Consider the following 21,512-nt stretch of genomic DNA (forward strand, 5'->3'; position numbering starts at 1 on the left):
GTCAGGGCGCCATCGCGCAGCCAGCAGTACCGGTAGTCCCAGTTGCGGACTCCGCCGATCTCCTCGGGTAGGGAGGTGGTGGCGGCGGCCATGACTCCGCCGGTGGGGGTGCACAGGCCGCGGAGGGTCAACGCCGATCGGGCCGCCAACGAACTCTCCGTACCGGGCAGGGACAGTTCATGGACCCATCTGGTCCACTCCTTCTCCGTGTGGGCCCGACGTTCGGGTTCGGGGGTGGGGTGCCAGGTGAGCAGATCCGATCCGCAGCGCAACTCGAACACGATCGGCTCCCCCGGCACGGGGTGGATGGTGGCCCGGGCCGTGTCCTGGCCGCCTTCGCGCTCGATTCGCCATTCGACGCCGGGAGCGCGCAGCACCAGGGGTTCGTCGGTGCTGTGGACACGCAGTCCGTCGTCCTCGACGACGATACGGACCGGGGCGCGGCCGAAGTCGGGACGCGGCGCGAACTCCACGGCGATGGGGGTGGAGCCTTCGACCACGCGGATGAGGTCGGTGCGACCGGGTTCGGTGTCCTGGGCGAGGTAGTCGGTGACCTCCAGCCGCGACCAGCGGGTGCGCACGGTCATGGTGTCGGGCACATAGCGCTGCCCCAGGGGCATGCGCCCGTGCACGGGGCCGATGGCGAACACCCCGGCTTCGGGTCCGCCGAGGAGTTCGGCGAACAGGGCGTTGGAATCGGGTTCGGGATGGCAGAACCACAGCAACCGAGCGTCCGGCCCGAGCAGGGCCACGGACGAGCGGTTCGACAGCATGGACATGCGCTCGATCGAGACCGGACGCTCCCCCGGTTCGAGGTCGCGATGGATCTCCGGCATCGTTTCGAGTTCGGCCGCACCCTGTGTGAGCGTCATCCCGCCACCTTCCTCGTGAACTTCCCGGTGGGACGAAGCTAGGTCTGCGGGATGCACGAGCACATCGGGTTTCATCGGATCTTAGGAGTGGGCTAAGGAAGGCTTAAGGTTCTGGGCCTCCCTCGCCACCAGGGAAAACCCTTTGCTTCGGACCGTGATCGCGTGGAAGCCTGCGGTGGCGACGCGAGCGGGCGCGTTGTAACGATGAAGGGGAATTCGTGGGTTACGTCGACGTCAACCAGGTCTCGCACACCCTGCCCGACGGGCGGGTGCTGCTGGACGAGGTCTCGTTCCGGGTCGGCGAGGGCTCCAAGACCGCCCTGGTCGGCGCGAACGGGGCCGGCAAGAGCACCCTGCTGCGGCTGGTGCGCGGTGAGGTCGTACCGCAGTCGGGCGCGGTGACGTTGGACGGTGAGCTCGGTGTGATGCCGCAGTTCGTGGGGCACGTACGGGACGCCACCACCGTGCACGAGCTCCTGGTGTCGGTCTCCCCCGCGTCGGTTCGACGAGCCCACGCGGACCTGGAGCGGGCCGAGGAGGCCATGATGCTCTCCGAGGACGAGAAGACCCAGATGCGCTACGCCGAGGCGATCGCGCGTTACGGCGACGCCGGCGGGTACGAGGCCGAGGTGGTGTGGGACCAGTGCTGTGTGGCGGCCCTTGGCGTTCCCTACACCGAGTGCCGTTGGCGTGAGGTGCGCACCCTCTCCGGGGGCGAACAGAAACGCCTGGTCATCGAGGCGTTGCTTCGTGGTCCGGCGCCGGTGCTGTTGTTGGACGAGCCGGACAACTACCTGGATGTTCCGGGCAAGCGCTGGTTGGAGGAGGCCCTACGCGCCTCACCGAAGACCGTCCTGTTCGTCTCGCACGACCGGGAACTCCTCAGCCGGGTCCCGGATCGAATCGTCACGGTGGAGCTGGGCGCCGCGGGCAACAGTGTGTGGGTGCACGGTGGATCGTTCGAGACCTACCACGAGGCCAGACGGGAACGCTTCGCCCGGTTGGAGGAGCTGCGGCGTCGTTGGGACGAGGAGCACGGCAAGCTCAAGAGCCTGGTGTCGATGTACAAGCAGAAGGCCGCCTACAACTCGGACATGGCCTCCCGGTACCAGTCGGCGCAGACCAGGCTGCGCCGGTTCGAGGAGGCGGGCCCGCCCCAACAGCAACCTCGGGAGCAGAACCTGCGGATGCGGTTGCGCGGCGGCCGCACCGGTAAGCGGGCGCTGGTGTGCGAGGGCCTGGAGCTGACGGGGCTGATGCGCCCCTTCGACCTGGAGGTCTGGTACGGGGATCGGGTGGCGGTGTTGGGTTCCAACGGGTCGGGCAAGTCGCACTTCCTGCGTCTGTTGGCCGGCGGAGGCGACGACCCGGAGTCGTCGCTGGTGCCCGAGGAGGAACGGGAGCGTATCGAACCCGTGGCCCACTCGGGCCGGGCCCGGCTGGGCGCCCGGGTGCGGCCGGGATGGTTCGCGCAGACCCACGAGCACCCCGAGTTCGCCGGGCGCACGCTGCTGGACATCCTGCACAACGGCGAGGGCACCCGGAGCGGGGTGCCGCGCGAGGAGGCCGGTCGGGCGTTGGACCGGTACGAGTTGGCGCTCAGCGCCGACCAGACCTTCGACACGCTCTCCGGTGGCCAGCAGGCGCGCTTCCAGGTCCTGCTGTTGGAGTTGTCGGGGACCACGATGCTGCTGCTGGACGAACCCACCGACAACCTGGACGTGGTCTCGGCCGAGGCGCTGGAGTCGGCGTTGGAGCTCTACCAGGGCACGATCCTGTCGGTCACGCACGACCGATGGTTCGCTCGCGGCTTCGACCGGTTCGTGGTGTTCGGCGCGGACGGGAGGGTCTACGAGGCCGAGAAACCGGTGTGGGACGAGGGCCGAGTGGAGCGCGCCCGGTAGAACCGGCATAATTCGGACTCGACAACCGAAGATTCCGAAGAAGGCACCGCATGCGCCATCCCCCAGGCATGACGCGCGCCCTGACCCTGCTGCTCTCCCTGGTCGCAGTGGTGGTCATGGCGCCCGTCTCCCCCGGCCACGCCTACTCCTCCGAGGCCTCCCCCGCCTTCTACGCCCGCATGCTGGACCATCACGACGGTGTGTTCGTCAGCGAGGAACTCGCCGGGTACATGGACCGGTCCGAAGTCTCGGAAGACCTGCGCGCGCGGGTGGCCGAGGCGGAGGTGGACCTCGACGTCCTGGTCGTCGCCCATCCCACCGACGAGGACATGCGCGCGCTGACCGATGCGGTCGCCTTCTACAGTGAAAGGTCGTTGGTGGTGTTCTCCCCCAACACCAACCACGTGGGCCTGACGATCGAGAAGTACTCGGGTCTCCCCATAGCAGCCGCCATCTACACCACCTACACCGGCGCCTACCCGGAGGACCCTCGCGACCAACTGGACCGGATGCTGCGCGCCGCGGACTACGCGGACCTGGAGGAGCGCACTGCCAAGGCCCAGAGCGAATACGTCGAACTGGTGGGTGGGACCCAGGAACCGGACGCCGCCGCTCCGGGCCTGGTTCCCCAGCGTTGGCTCGCCCGTACCTGGCCCTCGACCGTGGGTGCGGCGATCACGATGGTGGGTGTCGCCCTGATCGTCGTCGCGGGCGTGACGGTACTCCGTCGACGTCGGGAGGGCATGTCGTGAAGTTCCCCCGCCTCCTGGCCGGGCCGATCGCCCTGGCCATGCTGTTCCTTCTTCCCGGCGTACCGGTCCTCGCGGACACCTCCATCGAGGGGCCTCGCGGTGTCGAGGAGATCTCCGACCTGTCCCGGGTCACCCGGGTGGCCGAGGCACTACGGAGTGATCCCCTCTATCTGAGCCATCTGGTGCCCATGCGGCCGGTCGACGAAGAGGAACTAAGCGACATGAGTGCGGAGGTGGCCGGTGCGTTCGACGGCGAGGTCCCGTTGTACGTGGTCATGTACGCCTCCGTGCCCACCGACGAGACCGGCGGCCGGCCCACCCTGTTCCTGCACGCCCTGCACGAGGTGAGCGGCGCCGACGGTGTGTACGTCGCGGTGACCACCGACGGGCGTTCGGCCACGGCCGCCTTCGACAGTCCCATCACGCCCGTTCTCGATGAGGAAGGTCTCGGCCCCGGTGCCCGCCCCGCGGTGACCCTCTCCAACGTCCTGGCGATGCTGGAGGAGTCTCCGAGGACACCGGTGGAGGCCACTCCCCTCACCTCGGACGCAGCGCCCACACCTGTCCAAGAGATCTACGAGACGGCGTCGGACACCGCCCGATTCTGGGACCTGTCCCTTCCCGGGGCGATCGTCGGTCTGATCATCGCGTTCGTCCTGCTGCGGTTGTCCGCCACGAATGTCTCACCACCACCCGGACCGAGGTTCGATTCCATCGACCTGCCACATCATGCACGCAAGTGGTTCACCGTGGCGGCTCGTGGCTCCCGGTGGCGGATCCGGCGCAGGCTGGCCCGGGAGTTGCTGCTCCTACGCCGTGAATTCGAGGCGACCCCCGCTGGGCATCCGGGGCTTCCCCGTGCCCGTGAGGCCTACGACGCCTCCGGGCTGATCGGCTCCGCCCAGGGGCTTCCGGTGACCGCACTGGTCTGCGGGATGGTCCTGGCCCGGCAGGGACGCCGGGCACTCGTCTCCCCCCATGAAGGCGAGACCATCCCCTGCCAGGTCAATCCGCTGCATGGCCCCGCATCACGACCGCACTCCTTCTACCTCAAGAACCGACGGCGTAACTGGCGAGTCTGCGAAAGGTGCCTGGACGCGCGTGTACGTCGACAGGAGGCCATGCTCGTCCGCCACGCACGGGGTCTCCTGCCCATCCACGACATCGACGACCCCTGGGCGCGGGTCGCCCTCGCCAAGCAGGAGCCCTTCGCGCGAGCCCGCGCACTGATCGGAGTCTGACCCGTGTATCGAACGCTTCCGGCTCTGCTGCTGGTTCTGCTCGTGCTGTGGCCCGCAGCCGCGGCCATGGCCGACACGAAGTCTTCACTGTCACCGTCGACCGTCGCCGAACACCTGGCCGAGGACCCGGTGTACGTGCATCCCTCCAGGGACGCCGTGCTCTCCGACGAACAGGCTCGGGAACTGCGCGAACGCATCGTCGACGAGGGCCTGAACGTGTACATCGCGGTGACTCCATGGCGCGAGGCCCCGAAGTCGATGGTCACCGCACTGCCCGGTCGGGGCGAGGACCCGGGTGTCTTCCTGGCGGTCGGTGCCGGCACCTCGGTGGTCGGGACCCGTTCCGGAGGCAACCGAGCCGAGGTGTCCCAGGGTGCGCTGGACCAGACCCTGGAGGTGCTCGAACAACGGCCCGACATGATCCGGGCCGACCTGGAAGAACGTCTGCATGTCGCCTTGGACATGCTCGGGGACGAACGGGTGGCGGCGCGTGAGCACGCACGCCTTTCCGCGGGTCCGGTGCTCGACCCGCGTCTGGCCACCGCCCTCTTGTGGGGCCTGGCCGCGCTCCCGCTGCTCGCGTTGGTGGTCTGGGGGATGCGTCGCCGATCCCGTCGTCCACTGCGGGTGGTGCCGTTGTCGGAGGCCGTAGTGGGAACGGTGGACTCCACCGAGCAGGAGACCACACGGCGGGAACTGGAGCCGGCGCTGGTCTCTTACGGCCGTCGGGTGTCCCGGTTCTCCGGGAACCACGCGCGGGCGACCACCGCTCTGGAGGCCTACGAGGCGGCCGCGAAGGTGCTGGACACGGCCGAGGACATGGCGGATCTGGTGGGCGCGCGCGTGCTGCTGGATCACTGTGAGGCCGCGCTGTCGGGCGACTCCACGCCGCGGCACTGCTTCTTCGATCCCCGGCACGAGGGCCAGACGGGCAAGGCCCGTTGGCGGGCGCCGGCCTCGCACCGTTCGGTCACGGTGAGGGCCTGTGCGCGCTGCCGACGCGACTTGAAGGAGCACCGGGTCCCCATGACGGTCCTGGCATCGAGCGGGCGCGTCGCGGTGCCCTACTACGCGGTACCGGCGCGGGAGAGCGTGTGGGCGGCGACCGGGTACGGAACGCTGGCCCCCGACCTGGCGGCTCGGGTGCTGCGGGGTGACGACCGGGGGTGAACCTGGCCGGCGGCGAGAGGGCGTTCTTCGTCACGTCGATTCGGGGATGAGCGGGGTCGCGGGGTTCGATCCGTGGCCCCGTTCGCGTCCCCGGGATGGCCCGGGAAGGCCGCCGGGTGAACGGATGCGGGGTCTCTCTCGGGGGTTCGGGTCGACCGCCCTCGATCACCCAAGGTCATTCACCCACTTCCGTGCGCTTTGGTGTGTTCCTCTAAGAGTTCACCCCTAATTTGCGCACTTGTTCGGATCATCCGATGATTCATGACGAGACCGCACGATCCCGGAAGGCCCCACCACGATGAAGCCCGACCCCGCCATCAGCGAGCGCCCCGAGGACGAACGTCCACCGCTGCGGCTGATGATCACCTACGGCGTCCAGCACATCCTCGCCCTGTACGCCGGGGTCATCACCCCACCGCTGATCATGGCCGCGGCGGTGGGTCTGGATCCGGTGGAGAGCGGCCTCATCATCAGCGCCGCCTTGCTGGTCAGCGGCCTGATGACGCTCATCCAGACGCTGGGCGTGTGGCGCTTCGGCATGCGCATGCCCCTGGTCATCGGCGCATCGTTCATCCCGGTGACCGCGATGACCGCGATCGGGGAGTCCAACGGCCTGCTCGCGGTCTTCGGCGCCTCCATCGTCGCCGGGCTGTTCGGCGTCCTCATCGCGCCGGTGATGGCGAGTCTCATCCGCTTCTTCCCGCCGGTGGTCACCGGCAGCGTGATCACGGTCGTCGGCCTGTCCCTCATCCCGGTGGCGGTCGGTTGGATCACCGACAACTCCGAGGACAACGTCCCCACCGACACGGGCCTGCTGTTGGGCGGGGCGACCCTGCTGATCATCCTGGTGCTGTCCAAGGTGCTGCGCGGTGTGTGGGGCAGGGCCTCCATCCTGCTGGGCCTGGTGCTGGGCACCCTGTTGGCCGCCGCCCTGGGCGCGGTCGACTTCGCCGCGGTGGGCGAGGGCGCGGTCTTCTCACTACCCACGCCCTTCCACTTCGGGCAGCCGGAGTTCCAGGTCGCCGCGATCATCACGATGTGCATCATGATGGTCGTCATCCTGTCCGAGGGCATGGCGGACATCCTCGCCGTCAGCACGGTCGTGGGTTCGAAGGTCGACGGCCGTCGCCTGGCCGACGGCCTTCGGGCCGACGCTCTCACCGCGGTCGTGGGCCCGCTGCTCAACTCCTTCCCCGGCAGCACGTTCAGCCAGAACATCGGCCTGATCGCGCTGAACAAGGTCAAGAGCCGCTACGTGGTGGCCACCGGAGCGGTGCTGCTCGTGGCGATGGGCCTGTTCCCGATCCTGGGCCGGGTCGTGGCGATGATCCCCTCCCCCGTCCTGGGCGGCGCCGGCCTGGTGCTGTTCGGCTCGGTGGCTGCGGCGGGCATCCAGACCCTCGGCAAGGTGGACTACGAGGACAATCAGAACCTGGTCATCGTGGCGGTCTCGCTCGGGTTCGGGATCCTGTCGATCGCCGCGCCCGACTTCTTCTCCGGGTTCCCGGAGTGGGCGACGATGATCCTGCACTCGGGGATCGTCACCGCCACCGCCTCCGCGCTGGTGCTCAACGTGTTCTTCAACGTGCTGGGCGGCACCGGTCGAGCGCGCCGGGCCGAACCCGCTCCGGCGGGCTGAACCCACTCAGACGGGCATAAACACCACAAAGCACATGTAAGCCTGGCGCACCGGCATCATCACAGGTCAGAAGGTTGCTCTGATTCTTTTTACTGAAGGGCCGGTCTCCCGGATGGGAGACATTTGGGAGATCAGCCCCCAGTGGCCCCCGAAGGGACCCCATCATTGATGTCTTTACGGTACTGCTCTTCGAGTATGGGCGCCATCACGAAGAGGTGATCACGTTCCACCTCGGTCAGGGAGCTGACGCTCCCTAGCCACCGCGCTTCGAGCACTCTGAGTACTTGTTTCAGCATCACGGGGGTCACGTGTTCATAGACCTGGGCCATCCCCGGGAGCTTGTGCCCCAATCGAGCGGCCCGCGCCACCTCCGGGATCCCGTCTTCAGCCAACCACGTGCGGTGAGTGTGTCGACCGGCTTCATGGAACGTGATCCCCTCAACAAGTGACTGCCGCATCCATGCCTGCTCGTTCGGGTCCCCATCCCATGCCGGACGCCAGAACCGGTACTGGAAGTTGGTCCGGCGAAGCCATCCTCCACTAAGAGCTCATCTCATTTGGATTCTCGATAACCTGGACCGGTGTCGATGGTTGAGCGTTTGGTGCCGGACGGACTGTGGGAACTGTTTCAGCGGGTGGTGCCCGAAGCACCCACCCGACCTCAAGGTGGTGGGCGGCGCAGACACGGGGACCGCGAGGTCTTGGCTGCGATCATCTTCGTGGCGACCACCGGCTGCACGTGGGCCCAACTCCCACCGGTATTCGGCCCCTCCGGGCCTACCGCACACCGGCGTTTCACTGAGTGGAGCCGGGCCCGTGTGTGGGCGAAGCTGCACCGCCTGGTGCTGGTCGAGCTCGGTTCCCGTGGTGAGCTGGACTGGTCGCGGTGTGCAGTCGACTCGGTGAACATGCGTGCTCTCAAAGGGGGGAGCTGACAGGTCCGAATCCTGTCGATCGGGGCAAGAAAGGGTCGAAGATCCACTTGATCACCGATCGGACCGGGCTTCCGATTTCGATGGCGATCTCGGGTGCGAACCTGCACGACAGCCAAGCGCTGCAACCGCTGGTGCGAGCGATACCGCCCATCAGGTCCAGGCGAGGCCGCAGGCGACGCAAACCGGCCAAGCTGCACGGCGACAAGGGCTACGACTACAACCACCTGCGCCGATGGCTGCGTGAACGCGGAATCGTCCATCGCCTGGCCCGCAAGGGTGTGGAATCCTCGAAGCGGTTGGGGAGGCACCGCTGGCAGGTCGAGCGCACCATGGCCTGGCTGGCCGGATGCCGCCGACTCCACCGCCGCTACGAGCGCAAAGCCGAACACTTCCTCGCGTTCACCGGTATCGCTTGCACGTTGATTTGCTTCCGCAGACTTTCCAAATGAGATGAGCTCTTAGGGGGAAGCCGATCATGGGTGCCTGCCTCAACCGGATCGATGTTCTCTGAGGCCCCAGCCTGCTCCTGCACCACATGCAGGTGCCGACCCCCCTGGGGCTCCTCAGTAGCAGTCTCCGCATCCGTATGGTCCTGGAGAAGACGTTCATCACCCATGTGCGTACGCGCTGCGTCAGCACTGCGTACGCTCCGCGCTGCCGTGCGGAACGCTCGCATGAGCAGCTCATACGCACCGATCAGCGCGAAGCTCGGCCAGGCATGGATGATCCTCGACCACATGGTGGGGTCGGCCACCGCCACGTTGGCGGCCAGGGAAGCGCCGGGGCCAATGATGAACAGCGTCCAGGGAAGCAAACCGCCTTTGCGGCCGTTACGGGCGTCGCTGAGCAAGGTCATGGAGGAGGCGACGATCATGCCGTCCACCGACAGCGGGAACAGGGCCGCGCGCCACTCGGGCTCTCCATGGCGCAGCGCCAACTCGTACATGTGCGAGTACGAGACCACAGCCGCGATCACGGCCAGCATCAGAACAGCGACGATAGTGGTCCAGCGGGACCAGCGGGAAGAATCCATCACCGGTCACCGCCCGACAGGTCGAACTCGGTGACCAGACGGACCCGACGCTCAGGTGAGGTCGTGCTTACCTTGGGGCCATAGGAGAATCGGACATCTCCCCCTCCGACTCGAACCCCCACTTCCCGCAGGAATCAGCCCGGTCGGACGCACGGCCCCTGCTCAGACTGCGGCCCCTAGCCGCCCCCGCTGACCACGCTGCTTCACCAACCTGCCCCAGCGCGGTTTGTGCTCGAAGGTCATTGCGATCTGATCCCCTGTAGGCAATGCCCCGTGCTCCCTCTGATGATCCAGAACCCATCGCCATGCGCGGACTTGGGTTTCAGGCGGCGTTGGACGGGTCTCTTCGGCACCGTCAAGCACGCCCGTCTCCTGCTCGCGAACGACGTACAGTCCCGCTTCCTCCGTCTGCGACTTTTCCCCGGGAAGCAAAGGAAAGTCGTCTTCGCTGCGCGTACGCTCCGCTTTCGCATTGCGTACGCTCTCAGCCGCCGTGCGGAACTCGCGCATGAGCAACTCATACTCACCGATCAACGCGAACGAGGGCCACGCATGGATGATGCGCGACCACATCGTCGCATCGGCAACCGCGACATTCGCTGCCAGTGAAGCTCCCGAGCCAATGATCAACAGAGTCCAGGGCAGGAGCCCGCCCTTGCGGCCGTTGCGAGCGTCGCTCAACAGCGTCATCGAGGAGGCGACGATCATGCCGTCGACTGACAGTGGAAACAGAGCCGCGCGCCACCCCGGCTCGCCATGGCGAAGGGCCAATTCGTACATGTGGCTGTAGCTCACCACCGCAGCGATGAGCACCAGCAGCACAGCGGCGATGGTGACCCAGCGGGACCAACGGGGAGAAGTCATTGCACTCACTCCCCCGCGCCCTGACGCTCAGCCCGCGAACCGTGGTACCCGTCCCTGCGGACCTTGGCGTGAGCAGGGAGAAGTTCAATCTGTGGTCCCTCGATCACAGACTGGAGGTTCGCATTGTGTCGGGCTGGGTGCGCCATAAAACCCCAGTTCAGACGGGGTGCAACGGCCTCACCCTCATCGTCCGATCCCACTGATGGGGCCAGGATGGGGCCAAGGTGGAGCCGGCCCCCGACGCACCCTTCGTGCAGTTCCTCGCTGATGGGCTCTGCCCGAATCGCGCAGCACCAGCCACGCCGTGCGCTCCGCCGCTTCCCGCGCCACCTGCGGCAACACCGTGGAATAGGTGTCCGCCGTCAACACGATGCTCGCGTGCCCCAACATCGCTTGGACCACCTTCAGCTCCACCCCCGCCGCCAACGCCAACGTCACCGCTCCATGGCGCAGGTCGTGCAACCGCACCGGCGGCAACCCACTGGAGATGTTCAGCTTCCGAAACAGGCGTGACAACCGCTCCGGAGCCAGCGCGCCGCCCCGCAGGGCGGTGAACACGAACCCCCGCGAATCCCACACCCGCCCCTGCCCCCGCGCTTCCTGCTGTCGGTGCCACTGGTGGCGGCGCAACACCCCCAAGGTGGTGTGGTCCACCGACAGCATCCGCCGACTCGTCGCGCTCTTGGGAGCCAGCTCCACCAACCTGCCCTGATGGGACTGCAGCTGGCGCTCCACCCGCATCGTCCCCCGCACCAGATCGATATCGGGCCAGCGCAACCCCACGACCTCACCCCGACGCACCCGACGCCGACCACCCGGGAGATGGTCCAACTCCAGCGCGAAATACCAACTCCCGTGCCCCTGCCGAGACAGCCCGGGGCACCGGCCCTCCCGAGCCTTCACACCCCTCACACCACGGCACCCGCACCGCTTGTACACCCAACCCGATCCAGACATAACGAACACCCCCACAACCAGTGTCCGCCCCAGAACGAGATAGAGGCGATGCCCCGTGTCCACGGGTGAGTGACCTTCAGGGTCGCTCCCCCACTTCCCAGGTGACGGGAGGCGATCCCGGCACACGCCAGAACCTCCATGACACTCGGCACGAAACGGACTAGTCGCGGCCCGGCAGGGATCGACCGGAACGGGCCCGGTCCCTGCACAGCACCACGGGCCCTCTCAGCCACATGCATTGTGTCCCCTGGTCACACGGCTATTGACCGCATAACTTCGAGACAGGGGCACCTGCGTCGAGGGGGCACACATGGGCTCGGTCACCGTTCTCGCTCTACCGTTCACCGGACGGTGGTCGGTCCGCAACAGTCCGATGCGGCGCGTGCCCAGCCATGGCACGGCGGCCTTCGCCTCTCGCTACACCATCGACTTCGTCGGGGTCGACGAACAGAACCAGTGGTGCGGGCGAGGGACTGGCGCAGCGTGCTGGCCACGGAACCACCGGAGCGTTTCCTGCCCCACGGCCGTCCGGTCCTGGAACCCATCGACGGCATGGTCATGGCGACGCACGACGGTGAATACAACCACAAAGCACACAGGTCCGTTCTGGCCCGGGCGCCCTACGTGTTGGGCCGACCCTCCCGGGAGGCGCGGGGCGCACCGGCCATGATCGACAATTTCGTGGTGATCGCCTAACCCGATCTGTCGGCCCATATCCTCCTGGCCCATCTGCGCCGAGGAACGTTGGTCCTGGAGGCCGGCGACCAGGTCGGCGCCGGTCAGCAGATCGCCGAATGCGGTAACAGCAGCAACACACTCCAACCCCACAGGCACGTCCCCAGGCCATGGACGGTCCGGACCCGAGGCACGCGCAGAGGCTGTCGGTGACCTTCGCCGATTTCCGGGAGTGGGTCCAGCGGGGTGGATCCGCCCCACCCTGTGGAAGCCGGTCTGTTGGGCGAGGACTCGGTCGTCGAACTACTCCCCCGCATCTGCTCCGCCCCGACCCGGCGGCGCAGCTCCCCTGATTTTCACAAGAACCACTTGTATACAATCGGGTTATAACTTACGTGATTGCTCAACCGTGCGTGGACGTGCTGGATCGGTCCTGCATCGACGAATGCCCGGTCGACTGCATCTACGAGGGTGACCGGATGCTCTACAGCCACCCCGACGAGTGTGTGGACTGTGGTGCCTGCGAACCGGTGTGCCCGGTCGAGGCGATCTACTACGAGGACGACCTGCCCGCGGAGTTCGGGGCCTACCTGGTCGATAACGAAGAGTTCTTCACACAGCCCCTGCCGGGCCGCAAGGACCCGTTGGACTCACCCGGTGGCGCCTCCAAGGTCGGCGTGGTCGGGGTGGACACGCCCCTGGTGGCGAGTCTTCCCCCGCAGGCCGGGCAGTGAGGCGCCAGCCCACGGAGCCCCAACGGGACCGACGCACGGCAGGACGCCGGGAGCAGGTGTTACGGCTCCTGCGTAGCGCGAACCGACCGTTGGAGATCACCGAGATCGCCGAGCGGCTCGGGGTGCACCACTGTCCGTTCCTTGAGCTTGCCACGGCCCGGCCTGACGTGGTGTGCCCCTGCGCCTGGGCTTGATGCAGGGGCGATGGAGGCATGGGGATCGCCGGCCACGGTCGAGCGGCTCGAGGTCTTCGTCAAACCCGACCTGTACGCGACGCACCTGAATACCACGGATACGCCGTGAGGGCCCTGAGACACCGGGAGCCCACACGGCGAGGTCCGGGCCGGAGGACGCGGCCACCCGGACACGGTGTTGCGGCTTCAGCCCGTCGGCGTCGCGTTCAACGCCTCGCGGACGGCGGTCAGCGCCCCCTCGGGGGCGTCCCAGAAGACCATGTGACCGGCGTTCACGACCTCCACCAGACGCGCCCCGGAGTTGGCCGACGCCGCCTCCTTCGCTCCGGCCGCGTCGACGACCGGGCTGTCCGCGCCGTACACGAGTGTGGTGGGCTGCGGGACCGAGTCCCAGTAGTCGAAGAAGTCCTCCGTCTCGAATCCACGGTGGGTGGCGTCGATCGACTCGGAGGCGCAGCTGGCCAGCCACCGCGCCCGCAGCTCGCGCTCGCGCAGCGTCCAGCGCGGCCAGAACCCGGCCACCTCCTCGGCGTCGGTGCCGCGCCGGGCCTGTTCCAGCTGCTTGCGGAAGGCTTCGAGGGTCGTGGGGTAGGGACCGCGCCCCGGCCCGCTCATCGGCGGGTCGACCAGGATCGACCCGGCGTAGGCGGCACCGGGACGGATCGCGGCGGCCGCGGCGATGCGCGCACCCAGCGAGTGCCCCAGCAGGACCGTCCGGCCCAGCCCCAACCCTTCGACCGCGGCCTCGACGTCGTCGGTGTAGGCGCCCAGGCTGTAGTCACCGTCGTCCGGGGCGTCGGACAGGCCTCGGCCCCGCAGGTCCACGACCACAGGCCGGACCAGGTCGGTGAGTCGGCGGGCGACGAAGTCCATGGAGATCGCGGGGCTGGTGATCCCGGGCAGGATGAGCACACTGGGCCGCTCCTGTACCCCGGAGGTCTGCTCGACGGCCCCGTAGTCGAGCGCGTGCAACCGGAGGCCACCCGAGCGGAACCAGCGCCCAACGGCGGGAACGTCGGCGAGGTCGGCGAGGGCCTCCTGGTGGATCGGTCTGTCGGACATGGTCGTTTCCTCCTGGAGATGCGGGTGGGGGCGGCTCATGCCCGGGCCTGGAAGAGGTAGGTCCGGGCGTCGTCGAGCCCGACGACGTCGGCGTACTTGGCGTCCAGATCGAACAGTGCCGCCTCCTGCGGGCCCTCAGCCCGGTCCCCCACGCAGTCGCGCGGGACCAGTGCGGAGAAACCCGCCTGTACGGCGTCCACCGCGGTCGCGCGCACGCATCCGCTCGTGGTCGCGCCGCACACCAGTACCGTGTCCCTGTTCAGCCCGGTGAGCATGGTGGCCAGTGGCGTGCCGTCGAAGGCCGACGCGCCCTTCTTCACAATGAGGGGGTCGCGATCACCGCGCGTCAGCCGTGGGTCGAGCTCCACGGCCGAGCTGCCCTCGCGCATTCCACGCATGCCCGGGGCCTTGTCCAGCCACCGGTACCAGTCGCCGGCGATCTCCTCCTCGGAGTAGGCGATGACGGTGTAGATGACCGGGACCGAGGCGGCGTGGGCGCTCTCCACGAGGCGGGCGGTGGAGTGCACGGTCGAGGTGAGGTCGGCGCCGCTGGGGAAGTCCGGTTCGGTGAACCCGCGGCTCAGGTCGACCACGACCACCGCGGGGCGCGTGCCGCGCCGCACCTGGGAACCGAAACCGGCCTGAGCGTAGGTGTCTGCCGTCGAATCACCGTAGGTGTCCAGTTCAGCCACGGCGAACCTCCTTCAGCAGGGCGATCTGTTTGGACTGCGAGGCAAGCTTGCCGATCAGGAGACCCTGTAGCACCCCGACGGCGAAGGCACCGACATACGGGATCAGCTTCTTGGTCCTGGGGCCGACGAGCAGACCCAGACCGTCGAGCTCGTCGCCGGCCGTCGCGGGAGCAGCAGCGGCGACCGGCTGCCCCTGGGCCGGGACCTGACCCGACGGGGCGGAGGCAACGGCGGGCTCCGCGCCCGACCCCTCACGCAGCATCCGGGAGAGGTTGTCGGCGAACTGCTGGAGCAGCCGGTCGGAGACGGCCCCGATTGCGGCCTTGCCGAACTGGGCGATCTTCCCGCGGATCAGCAGGTCGGCCTCAATGTTGAGGACGGAGCCTCCGTCGCGTTCGACGACACCGAGGGTCACCGCGGCTTCGGCGTCGCCGCTGCCGCCGGCCTCGGAACCGCGTGCCTGCACCCGCAACGTGCGCTGGTCGGCGTCGACGTCGAGGAAACGCACCGTGCCGGAGTAGGCGGCGCTGATCGGCCCCACCTTGACCTTGACGTTTCCCTGGTAGGTGTCGCCGTCCCGGCCGTCCAGCGCCGCACCGGGGACGCAGGTCACGATCCGTTTGACGTCGTTGACCGCGGTGAAGACCTCCTCGGGGGAGGCCTCGACGAATGTGCTCTTCTCCAGGATCATGCCCGGCTCCTCTCATCGGCGGGGCTGTCGGCGGATCGGGCGCACACGGCGCCGCAGGCTTCCCTGCGTTCGTCCGCGCACGCCCCGATGGCGTCGACGATGGTCTGATAGCCGGTGCACCGGCACAGGTTGGAGGAGGCCGCTTCCCGGATCTCCTCCCGGGTGGGTTCAGGGTTGTCGGCCAGGAACCCTTCGGCCAACATCAGGAACCCCGGTGTGCAGAAACCGCACTGAAGCGCGTGGTGCTCGGAGAACTTGCGCTGCAGGTCACCCAGGCCGTCGGGACCCGCGAGCGACTCCACGGTGCGGATCTCCCGCCCCTCCGCCTGGACGGCGAACATCAGGCAGGCGCGGGCCGGTGACCCGTCGACCAGGACGGTGCAGGCACCGCACACGCCGTGTTCACAGCCCACGTGGGTCCCGGTCAGGCGCAGGTCGTGGCGCAGGACGTCCACCAGTGTGCGGCGTGCAGGCGTGAGCAGTTCGTGTTCCTCACCGTTGACGGTGAGGGTGATCAGGAGACGGTCGGTCATGAGTGGGCCTCCAATGCGTGCTGCACCTGTTCCGGGGTGATGGGCGTCGCGTCGAACTCGACTCCGGTGTGGCGCAGGGCGTCGTTGACGGAGTTGACCACCGCCGCCGGGGCGCCGATGGTGCCGCCCTCTCCGCTGCCCTTCGCACCGCTCTCGGTGAGCAGGGAGGGCGTCTCCAGGTGGCTGATCGCCACGTCGGGGATCTCGGCCGCGGTGGGCACCTTGTAGTCGATGAAGCTGGCCGCCGAGGGTTCGCCCTGGTCGTCGTAGGTGATGCGTTCGTACAGGGCCCCGGCGATGCCCTGGGCGATCCCTCCGCGGGCCTGGCCGTCGACGACCTGCGGGTTGATGGCCACCCCGCAGTCCTCCACGCAGAGGTAACGCAGGATCTCCACCTTCCCGGTGCCCGGGTGCAGTTCGGTGACCACGGCGTGGGTGGAGTTGGAGAAGGTCCCGTCGCCCGGGGTGTCGAAGTCGCCGGAGCCGGTGAGTCCGGGCTCGGTCGCCTTAGGCAGCAGGTTGGGCCGCAGGTAGGCGATGTCGGCGATGTCCACGTAGCTGACCGCCTGGTCGGGGTCGTCGATCCGGCGGACCGTGCCGTCGTAAAGCTCGACGCCGTCGGGTGTGGTCTCCAGCATGTGGGAACCGAGGTGCAGCAGTTTCTCGCCGAGCCGGTCGGCCGCCCGGGAGACGGCACTGCCACCGATGGTGATGGAGCGGCTCGCGAAGGTGCCCCATCCGTAGGCGATGCGTTCGGTGTCACCCTGCTGGATCTTGACCTGGTCCGGGTTGAGCCCGAGCCGGTCGGCGGCGATCTGGGCCATGGTCGTCTCGTGGCTCTGGCCGTGGCTGAGTGTGCCGGTGCTCACCACCACCGTTCCGGAGGTGTCCATCCGGGCCTCGGCCAGGTCGTATCCGGGCACCACGCTCATCTTGCGCTTGGCGAAGGCGTCCGAGCCGTAACCGCTGCGTTCGTTGAAACAGCAGTAGCCGATGCCGATAGTGCGCCCCTGCGCGGCGGCCGACTCGCGCAGTTCGTACCAACCCTCGTCCTTGACCAGCCGTTCGGCCAAATCGAGTGCCTCCAGGTAGGAACCCGGGTCGTAGGTGATGGCGTTGACCCCGGTGTAAGGGAACTGGGTGATCACGTTGCGCCGGCGGATCTCCACCGGGTCCATGTCCAGCTCCCGGGCTGCGCGTTCGAACAGCCGCTCCATCGTCATCACGAACTGCGGCCGGCTCACCCCGCGGTAGGGGGCGGTGGGTGCCTTGTTCGTGGTGATCCCGCGGGCCCTCACCCGATAGGCGGGCACCTTGTAAACGCCGGGCATCTCGGCGGAGGCCATCAGCGGCTCGATGCCCGCGGTGAAGGGGTAGCAGGAGTAGGCCCCCATGTCGCAGACGATGTCGGTGTCCAGGGCAAGGATCTTGCCCTCGGAGTCGAAGGCGGCGCGCGCGTCGTAGTGCTGTTCGCGGCCCAGGAACGAAGCGGTGAGCGCGTCCTTGCGGTCCTCGATCCACTTGACGGGCCGTCCCACGCGCAGGGCGGCCGCGGCCGCCGCGATCTCCTCGCGTCCGACCACGCACTTGATACCGAAACCGCCACCCATGTCGCCGACCGTGACACGTACCCGGTTCTCGGCCAGGCCCAGCGAGCGAGCCATGGCGGTGCGGACCGTGTGGGGCACCTGGGTGCAGGTCTGCACCAGCAGGTTCTCGTCGCGTGCCTGCCAGGAGGCGACGACGCCGCGTGTCTCCAGCGGCAGGGCGTTCTGCCGGCTGCTGCGCGTGTCGACCCGTACCACGCAGTCGGCCGAGGCGAACACGTCGTCGATGCCCTCGGTGGCGAACATGGACACGTCCAGCAGCGTGTTGCCCGGGACCTCGTCGTGGACGGTGGGTGCCCCTTCGGACAACGCGACCTCTTCGGAGGGGACCGCGTCGAGGGCCTCGTACTCCACCTGTGCCGCTTCGACACCGTCCTCGACCGCGTAGGCGTCCTCGGCGATGACGATGGCCACGGGTTCACCGGCGAACCGGACTCGGTCCCGGGCCAGGATGGGCATGGCGGTGGGAACGAACTCCTCGAGGGGCCGGTCCAGGACCGCGGTGATGTCGTTCAGGTCCAGGTCGGCGGCGGTGTAGGCGGCGATCACCCCGGGAACACGGCGGACCTCGGACAGGTCGACCGACAGCAGCCGCCCCGAGGCGACCGTGGCGCGCACGAACTGGGCGTGCGCCATGCGCGGCAGGGTGATGTCGTCGACGAACGTGCCCGCGCCGCTGAGCAGGCGGGTGTCCTCCTTGCGGCGGACCGCGGTTCCGGTCCAAGCCCCCTTCTCCGGGGCTACATCGGTGCTGGTCATCGGGCAACGGCCTCCTCGCATGCACGAACGATGAGTGTCCGGGCCAGGACCCGGCGGTAGTCAGAGCTGCCGTCGGCGTCCGACGGGGGGTCGATCGCCGCCTCGGCCGCTTCGGCGCACGCGGTGAACAGTTCGGGCCCGGCCGTGCCGCCGTCCTGGAGCACCGCCTCGGCCTCGGGTACGCGCACCGGGACCGGGGCCACCCCGCCCAGGGCCACCCGGCCGCCGCGGACGGTGCCGTCCGCGGCCAGGTCGAGGTCGACCGCGGCAGCCACGGCCGCGAAGTCCCCGGCGCGTTCGGCGAACTCGGTGAGCGCGCAGTGCGGAGCCGGCTTCGGAAAGACCACGTCCACGATGATCTCGTCGGGTGCCAGGGTCGTCATGTAGAAGCCGAGGAAGAGGTCGGCGGCCTCGATGGTGCGCTGCGCGCCCCCGGGGCCACGGACGACGACCCGGGCGTCGAGCAGGACCGCCAGCAGGCACCACTCGGCGGTCGCGTCCCCGTGGGCGAGACTGCCGCCCACCGTGCCCAGTGTGCGGATCGGCAGGTGCCCCACCCAGGCCATCGCCTCACGCAGGACCGCGTGGTCGGTGCCGATGACGGAATCGGGTGCGGTCTCCACGGCCCGATGGGTGGTGAGGGGGCCGATGTGCAGCCCTTCCTCGTCGGTGCTGATGGTGGACAGGCCGGGAAGAGCCGTGACGTCGACCAGATGGGCGGGCCTGGCCAGTCTGAAGTTCATCATCGGGACCAGGCTCTGCCCACCGGCGATGATCTTGGTGTCGTCGCCGAGCTCTGTGAGCAGGTCGACGGCCCCGTCGACGTCGCGGGCGCGGTGGTAGGTGAATGCGGCGGGCTTCATGGGTCTCCTCAGCGGATGAACTGGTAGGAGAAGGATTCGGAGTCGGAATCGTCGAGCGGTGTCCCACGCCACAACAGTTCGTAGGAGATCGCCGATTCCCCGTGGAAGTCACGGAGCTTGCGGTCGCGTTCCTCCTGCTCGGGACCGTCAGGCAGGTGGTACAGCTCCATGTTGGCCAGCGACGCCTCCTGGACCATGCCGGCCCGGTGCGCGCGGCGGGAGACGTAGCGTGCCAGTGCCTCCGGTGCTTTGTCGACGGTGACCGCGCCCAGCTCCTCGGCCAGGACAGCGGCGTCCTCCATCGCTTGTGAGGCGCCCTGGGCCTGGTAAGGGAGCATCGCGTGGCAGGCGTCACCGAGCAGGGCGATCCTTCCGTTCACCCAGACCGGGTCGGGGCGGCGGTAGTAGAGCGGCCAGGCGCCGGTGCTCTCGGCCTTGGAGAGCATGGTGGCCACCCGGTCGTCCCAGCCGGGGAAGGCGTCGGCCAGTTCCTGGACCGAGGTCGGCACCGAACTGTGCGAGGCGAGTTCGGGCGGGCACGGCACGATCGCCACCACGTTCAGGTACTCGCCCCCGTTGATCACGTAGTGCACCAGGTGGCGCCCGGGCCCGTACCAGATGGTGCTCTGGAACCGGTCGACCAACCAACGGGTGGCGGGGTCGGCGGCGATTTTGTCCCCGGGGATGAGGGCCCGGTAGGCCATCTCACCGGAGAACCGCAGCGTGTCGGGGAAACCGGCCGCGTCACGGACGCGGGACTTCAGACCGTCCGCGCCGATGAGCACATCGGCGGTGTAACGGCGGCCGTCGGCGGTCACCGCCACGGGACGTTCGGGGTCGCTGTCGTCGACGTCGGTGACCGGGCTGTTGATCTCCACCTGTACGGGGGGACCGGCACCCGCCGGGTCGGTGCACGCGTCCAGGATGACGCGGTGCAGGTCGGCCCGGTGGTAGTGCCAGTAGGGAGCGTTGAACTCACGCTTGCACCGGTCGCCCAGCGGGGTCTGACCGATGACGCTGCCGTCCTTCCATCGCCGCCGGACCTGGTCCTGCGGTTCGGTGCGGATCTCCTCGAGCTTCTCGCGCAGGCCTAGGTGGACGAGGATCCGGCTGGCGTTGGGTGCGGACTGGATTCCGGCACCGACCTCGCCCAGTTCGGGGGCCTGTTCCAGGACGGTGACGCGCAGACCGCGGCGGCGCATGGCCAGGGCGGCCGTGAGGCCTCCGAGGCCACCTCCGGCGATGACCACTTCATAGGACTGACGGGACGACATCCTTACTCCAACAGGTGTGAGAGTGCGATTAGCCACAGGGGGTCGATGTTCTAGCTCTGGCGGATCAGCTGGTCGTTCTCACCGATCCAGGACATACGGCGCATGGGCAGGTAGACCAACCAGGCGACCAGAGCCGGTAGGACGAAGTGGAAGGCCGCGATGAGCAGCAACACCTCGGTGCTGAAACCCATCGTCTCGACGGTCATGAGTGGACCGACGAAGCCGGAGGTGCCCATACCGGCGCCGGCAGCGTTTCCCTCCATCGCGAAACCCACCGTCGCGATGGGGGCCAGTACGGCGCCGGCGACCGTCGGTGGGACGAACAGGAGCGGGTTGCGCACGATGTTGGGCACTTGCAGCATCGAGGTGCCCAATCCGAGCGAGACCACCCCGCCCCAACCGTTCTCCCGAAAGCCGGTGACCGCGAGGCCGATCATCTGCGCTGCGCACCCGATCGTCGCCGCCCCTGCCGCGAGTCCGCTCAGGTCCAGCATGACCGCGATGGCCGCGCTGGAGATGGGCAGGGTGAGCGCGATGCCCATGAGGGCGGCCACCACGACGCTCATCAGCACCGGCTGCTGTTCGGTGGCCCACATGATGATCTGGCCGAGTCCGCGCATCCCGCTGTCGATGGCCGGGCCGACCACCCACGACACCCCGAAACCGGTCAGTACGGTGACCGACGGGGTCAGCACGATGTCCAAGCGGGATTGTCCGGAGACCAGCTTTCCGACCTCGGTGGCCAGCACCGCGGCCAGGAAGGCCCCGGCGGGGCCGCCCAGTTCGGCACCGAAGGCCCCGGTGGCCACCGCCGAGAACAGCACCAGCGCCGGTGCATTCAACGAGTAGCCCACGGCCGCGCCGATGGCCGGCCCCAACATCGCCATGGTCATGACCCCGGCCTCGGTCAGCCAACCGATTCCGGCCTGGTCACCAATGGTCTCCAGGATCAGGCCGATGATCAGCGACGAGAACAGGCCCAGCGCCATGTAGGACAGCGCCGTGACGAAGTACGTGTGCAGCGAGGGGTGGACCCCCCGGGAGGCGAGGAACTCTCTCAT

Annotated in this window: 20 protein-coding genes; 8 read left to right on the plus strand and 12 right to left on the minus strand. The window is 68.2% G+C overall.

What is annotated here, in order from left to right; genetic code table 11:
- Positions 1-872 (minus strand): trehalase-like domain-containing protein (locus ACWGKS_RS16695; protein WP_452523088.1); only part of this gene is annotated, 872 nt, incomplete at its 3' end.
- A gap of 218 nt (positions 873-1,090) precedes the next feature.
- On the opposite strand from ACWGKS_RS16695, the gene ACWGKS_RS16700 reads away from it, so the two are divergent.
- The 6 genes from ACWGKS_RS16700 (at position 1,091) to ACWGKS_RS16725 (ending at position 8,962) form a co-directional block, all read left to right on the plus strand.
- A complete protein-coding gene (locus ACWGKS_RS16700) occupies positions 1,091-2,776 on the plus strand; it encodes an ABC-F family ATP-binding cassette domain-containing protein (RefSeq protein WP_358516016.1) in 1,686 nt (561 codons plus the stop codon).
- Between the two features lie 50 nt (positions 2,777-2,826).
- A complete protein-coding gene (locus ACWGKS_RS16705; protein WP_358516013.1) occupies positions 2,827-3,528 on the plus strand; it encodes a hypothetical protein in 702 nt (233 codons plus the stop codon).
- On the plus strand, positions 3,525-4,769 hold the full coding sequence (locus tag ACWGKS_RS16710) for a hypothetical protein (RefSeq protein WP_452523091.1): 1,245 nt from the start codon (positions 3,525-3,527) through the stop codon (positions 4,767-4,769). The genes ACWGKS_RS16705 and ACWGKS_RS16710 overlap by 4 nt, the downstream gene beginning before the upstream one ends.
- 3 nt (positions 4,770-4,772) lie before the next feature.
- Positions 4,773-5,939 carry a hypothetical protein gene (locus ACWGKS_RS16715; RefSeq protein WP_452523092.1) on the plus strand — a complete coding sequence of 389 codons (1,167 nt, stop codon included), beginning with the start codon at positions 4,773-4,775 and terminating at the stop codon, positions 5,937-5,939.
- 298 nt (positions 5,940-6,237) lie between these two features.
- A complete protein-coding gene (locus ACWGKS_RS16720; protein ID WP_452523094.1) occupies positions 6,238-7,578 on the plus strand; it encodes a nucleobase:cation symporter-2 family protein in 1,341 nt (446 codons plus the stop codon).
- 587 nt (positions 7,579-8,165) lie between these two features.
- A protein-coding gene (locus ACWGKS_RS16725; protein ID WP_452456074.1) for an IS5 family transposase occupies positions 8,166-8,962 on the plus strand; the annotation gives its coding sequence in 2 pieces (ribosomal slippage) (positions 8,166-8,508 and positions 8,508-8,962; 798 coding nt in all).
- Here ACWGKS_RS16725 and ACWGKS_RS16730 read toward each other — a convergent pair.
- The 3 genes from ACWGKS_RS16730 to ACWGKS_RS16740 form a co-directional block, all read right to left on the minus strand.
- Positions 8,881-9,498, minus strand: a complete 618-nt coding sequence (locus ACWGKS_RS16730; protein WP_452523095.1) for a DUF2637 domain-containing protein — start codon at positions 9,496-9,498, stop codon at positions 8,881-8,883. The two genes, ACWGKS_RS16725 and ACWGKS_RS16730, sit on opposite strands and share 82 nt — an antisense overlap.
- Before the next feature lie 210 nt (positions 9,499-9,708).
- The gene (locus tag ACWGKS_RS16735; protein WP_452523097.1) at positions 9,709-10,410 is read right to left on the minus strand and encodes a DUF2637 domain-containing protein; all 702 of its coding nucleotides are present in this window, start codon (positions 10,408-10,410) and stop codon (positions 9,709-9,711) included.
- A gap of 183 nt (positions 10,411-10,593) precedes the next feature.
- Positions 10,594-11,193, minus strand: a complete 600-nt coding sequence (locus ACWGKS_RS16740; protein WP_452523225.1) for a site-specific integrase — start codon at positions 11,191-11,193, stop codon at positions 10,594-10,596.
- Positions 11,194-11,850: 657 nt separating this feature from the next.
- Between ACWGKS_RS16740 and ACWGKS_RS16745 the strand changes: the two genes are divergently transcribed.
- Both ACWGKS_RS16745 and fdxA read left to right on the plus strand, forming a co-directional pair.
- Positions 11,851-12,063 carry a hypothetical protein gene (locus ACWGKS_RS16745; protein WP_358513111.1) on the plus strand — a complete coding sequence of 71 codons (213 nt, stop codon included), beginning with the start codon at positions 11,851-11,853 and terminating at the stop codon, positions 12,061-12,063.
- Positions 12,064-12,428: 365 nt separating this feature from the next.
- Positions 12,429-12,776, plus strand: coding sequence for a ferredoxin (gene fdxA, locus ACWGKS_RS16750; RefSeq protein ID WP_452523226.1), 348 nt, complete (start codon positions 12,429-12,431; stop codon positions 12,774-12,776).
- Between the two features lie 380 nt (positions 12,777-13,156).
- On the opposite strand, the gene ACWGKS_RS16755 is transcribed toward fdxA, so the two are convergent.
- Genes ACWGKS_RS16755 through ACWGKS_RS16790 form a run of 8 tightly spaced genes read right to left on the minus strand, consistent with a single transcriptional unit; the run spans position 13,157 to position 21,512 of the window.
- Positions 13,157-14,032, minus strand: coding sequence for an alpha/beta fold hydrolase (locus tag ACWGKS_RS16755; RefSeq protein ID WP_452523099.1), 876 nt, complete (start codon positions 14,030-14,032; stop codon positions 13,157-13,159).
- A gap of 35 nt (positions 14,033-14,067) precedes the next feature.
- Positions 14,068-14,724 (minus strand): isochorismatase family protein, encoded by a 657-nt coding sequence (locus ACWGKS_RS16760; protein ID WP_452523101.1) that lies wholly within the window; start codon positions 14,722-14,724, stop codon positions 14,068-14,070.
- A complete protein-coding gene (locus ACWGKS_RS16765; RefSeq protein WP_358513105.1) occupies positions 14,717-15,415 on the minus strand; it encodes an SRPBCC family protein in 699 nt (232 codons plus the stop codon). Before ACWGKS_RS16765 ends, ACWGKS_RS16760 begins: the two co-directional genes overlap by 8 nt.
- Positions 15,412-15,948: a (2Fe-2S)-binding protein gene (locus tag ACWGKS_RS16770; RefSeq protein WP_358513103.1), complete on the minus strand. Its 537-nt coding sequence runs from the start codon at positions 15,946-15,948 to the stop codon at positions 15,412-15,414. Before ACWGKS_RS16770 ends, ACWGKS_RS16765 begins: the two co-directional genes overlap by 4 nt.
- Positions 15,945-18,314 (minus strand): xanthine dehydrogenase family protein molybdopterin-binding subunit, encoded by a 2,370-nt coding sequence (locus ACWGKS_RS16775; protein ID WP_358513101.1) that lies wholly within the window; start codon positions 18,312-18,314, stop codon positions 15,945-15,947. The genes ACWGKS_RS16770 and ACWGKS_RS16775 overlap by 4 nt, the downstream gene beginning before the upstream one ends.
- Positions 18,311-19,177, minus strand: a complete 867-nt coding sequence (locus ACWGKS_RS16780; protein ID WP_452523104.1) for an FAD binding domain-containing protein — start codon at positions 19,175-19,177, stop codon at positions 18,311-18,313. Before ACWGKS_RS16780 ends, ACWGKS_RS16775 begins: the two co-directional genes overlap by 4 nt.
- Positions 19,178-19,185: 8 nt before the next feature.
- Positions 19,186-20,451 (minus strand): FAD-dependent monooxygenase, encoded by a 1,266-nt coding sequence (locus tag ACWGKS_RS16785; protein ID WP_358513097.1) that lies wholly within the window; start codon positions 20,449-20,451, stop codon positions 19,186-19,188.
- A gap of 50 nt (positions 20,452-20,501) precedes the next feature.
- A complete protein-coding gene (locus ACWGKS_RS16790; protein WP_358513095.1) occupies positions 20,502-21,512 on the minus strand; it encodes a PTS transporter subunit IIC in 1,011 nt (336 codons plus the stop codon).

The sequence above is a fragment of the Nocardiopsis sp. NPDC055879 genome (assembly GCF_053615935.1).

What these genes read in the sequence shown, in the direction of transcription:
- ACWGKS_RS16765 (WP_358513105.1), bottom strand. Translation starts at nt 15,415, where the DNA reads ATGATCCTGGAGAAGAGCACATTCGTCGAGGCCTCCCCCGAGGAGGTC.
- ACWGKS_RS16705 (WP_358516013.1), top strand. Translation starts at nt 2,827, where the DNA reads ATGCGCCATCCCCCAGGCATGACGCGCGCCCTGACCCTGCTGCTCTCC.
- ACWGKS_RS16775 (WP_358513101.1), bottom strand. Translation starts at nt 18,314, where the DNA reads ATGACCAGCACCGATGTAGCCCCGGAGAAGGGGGCTTGGACCGGAACC.
- ACWGKS_RS16780 (WP_452523104.1), bottom strand. Translation starts at nt 19,177, where the DNA reads ATGAAGCCCGCCGCATTCACCTACCACCGCGCCCGCGACGTCGACGGG.
- ACWGKS_RS16730 (WP_452523095.1), bottom strand. Translation starts at nt 9,498, where the DNA reads ATGCTGGCCGTGATCGCGGCTGTGGTCTCGTACTCGCACATGTACGAG.
- ACWGKS_RS16770 (WP_358513103.1), bottom strand. Translation starts at nt 15,948, where the DNA reads ATGACCGACCGTCTCCTGATCACCCTCACCGTCAACGGTGAGGAACAC.
- ACWGKS_RS16735 (WP_452523097.1), bottom strand. Translation starts at nt 10,410, where the DNA reads ATGACTTCTCCCCGTTGGTCCCGCTGGGTCACCATCGCCGCTGTGCTG.
- ACWGKS_RS16720 (WP_452523094.1), top strand. Translation starts at nt 6,238, where the DNA reads ATGAAGCCCGACCCCGCCATCAGCGAGCGCCCCGAGGACGAACGTCCA.
- ACWGKS_RS16785 (WP_358513097.1), bottom strand. Translation starts at nt 20,451, where the DNA reads ATGTCGTCCCGTCAGTCCTATGAAGTGGTCATCGCCGGAGGTGGCCTC.
- ACWGKS_RS16755 (WP_452523099.1), bottom strand. Translation starts at nt 14,032, where the DNA reads ATGTCCGACAGACCGATCCACCAGGAGGCCCTCGCCGACCTCGCCGAC.
- ACWGKS_RS16790 (WP_358513095.1), bottom strand. Translation starts at nt 21,512, where the DNA reads ATGAGAGAGTTCCTCGCCTCCCGGGGGGTCCACCCCTCGCTGCACACG.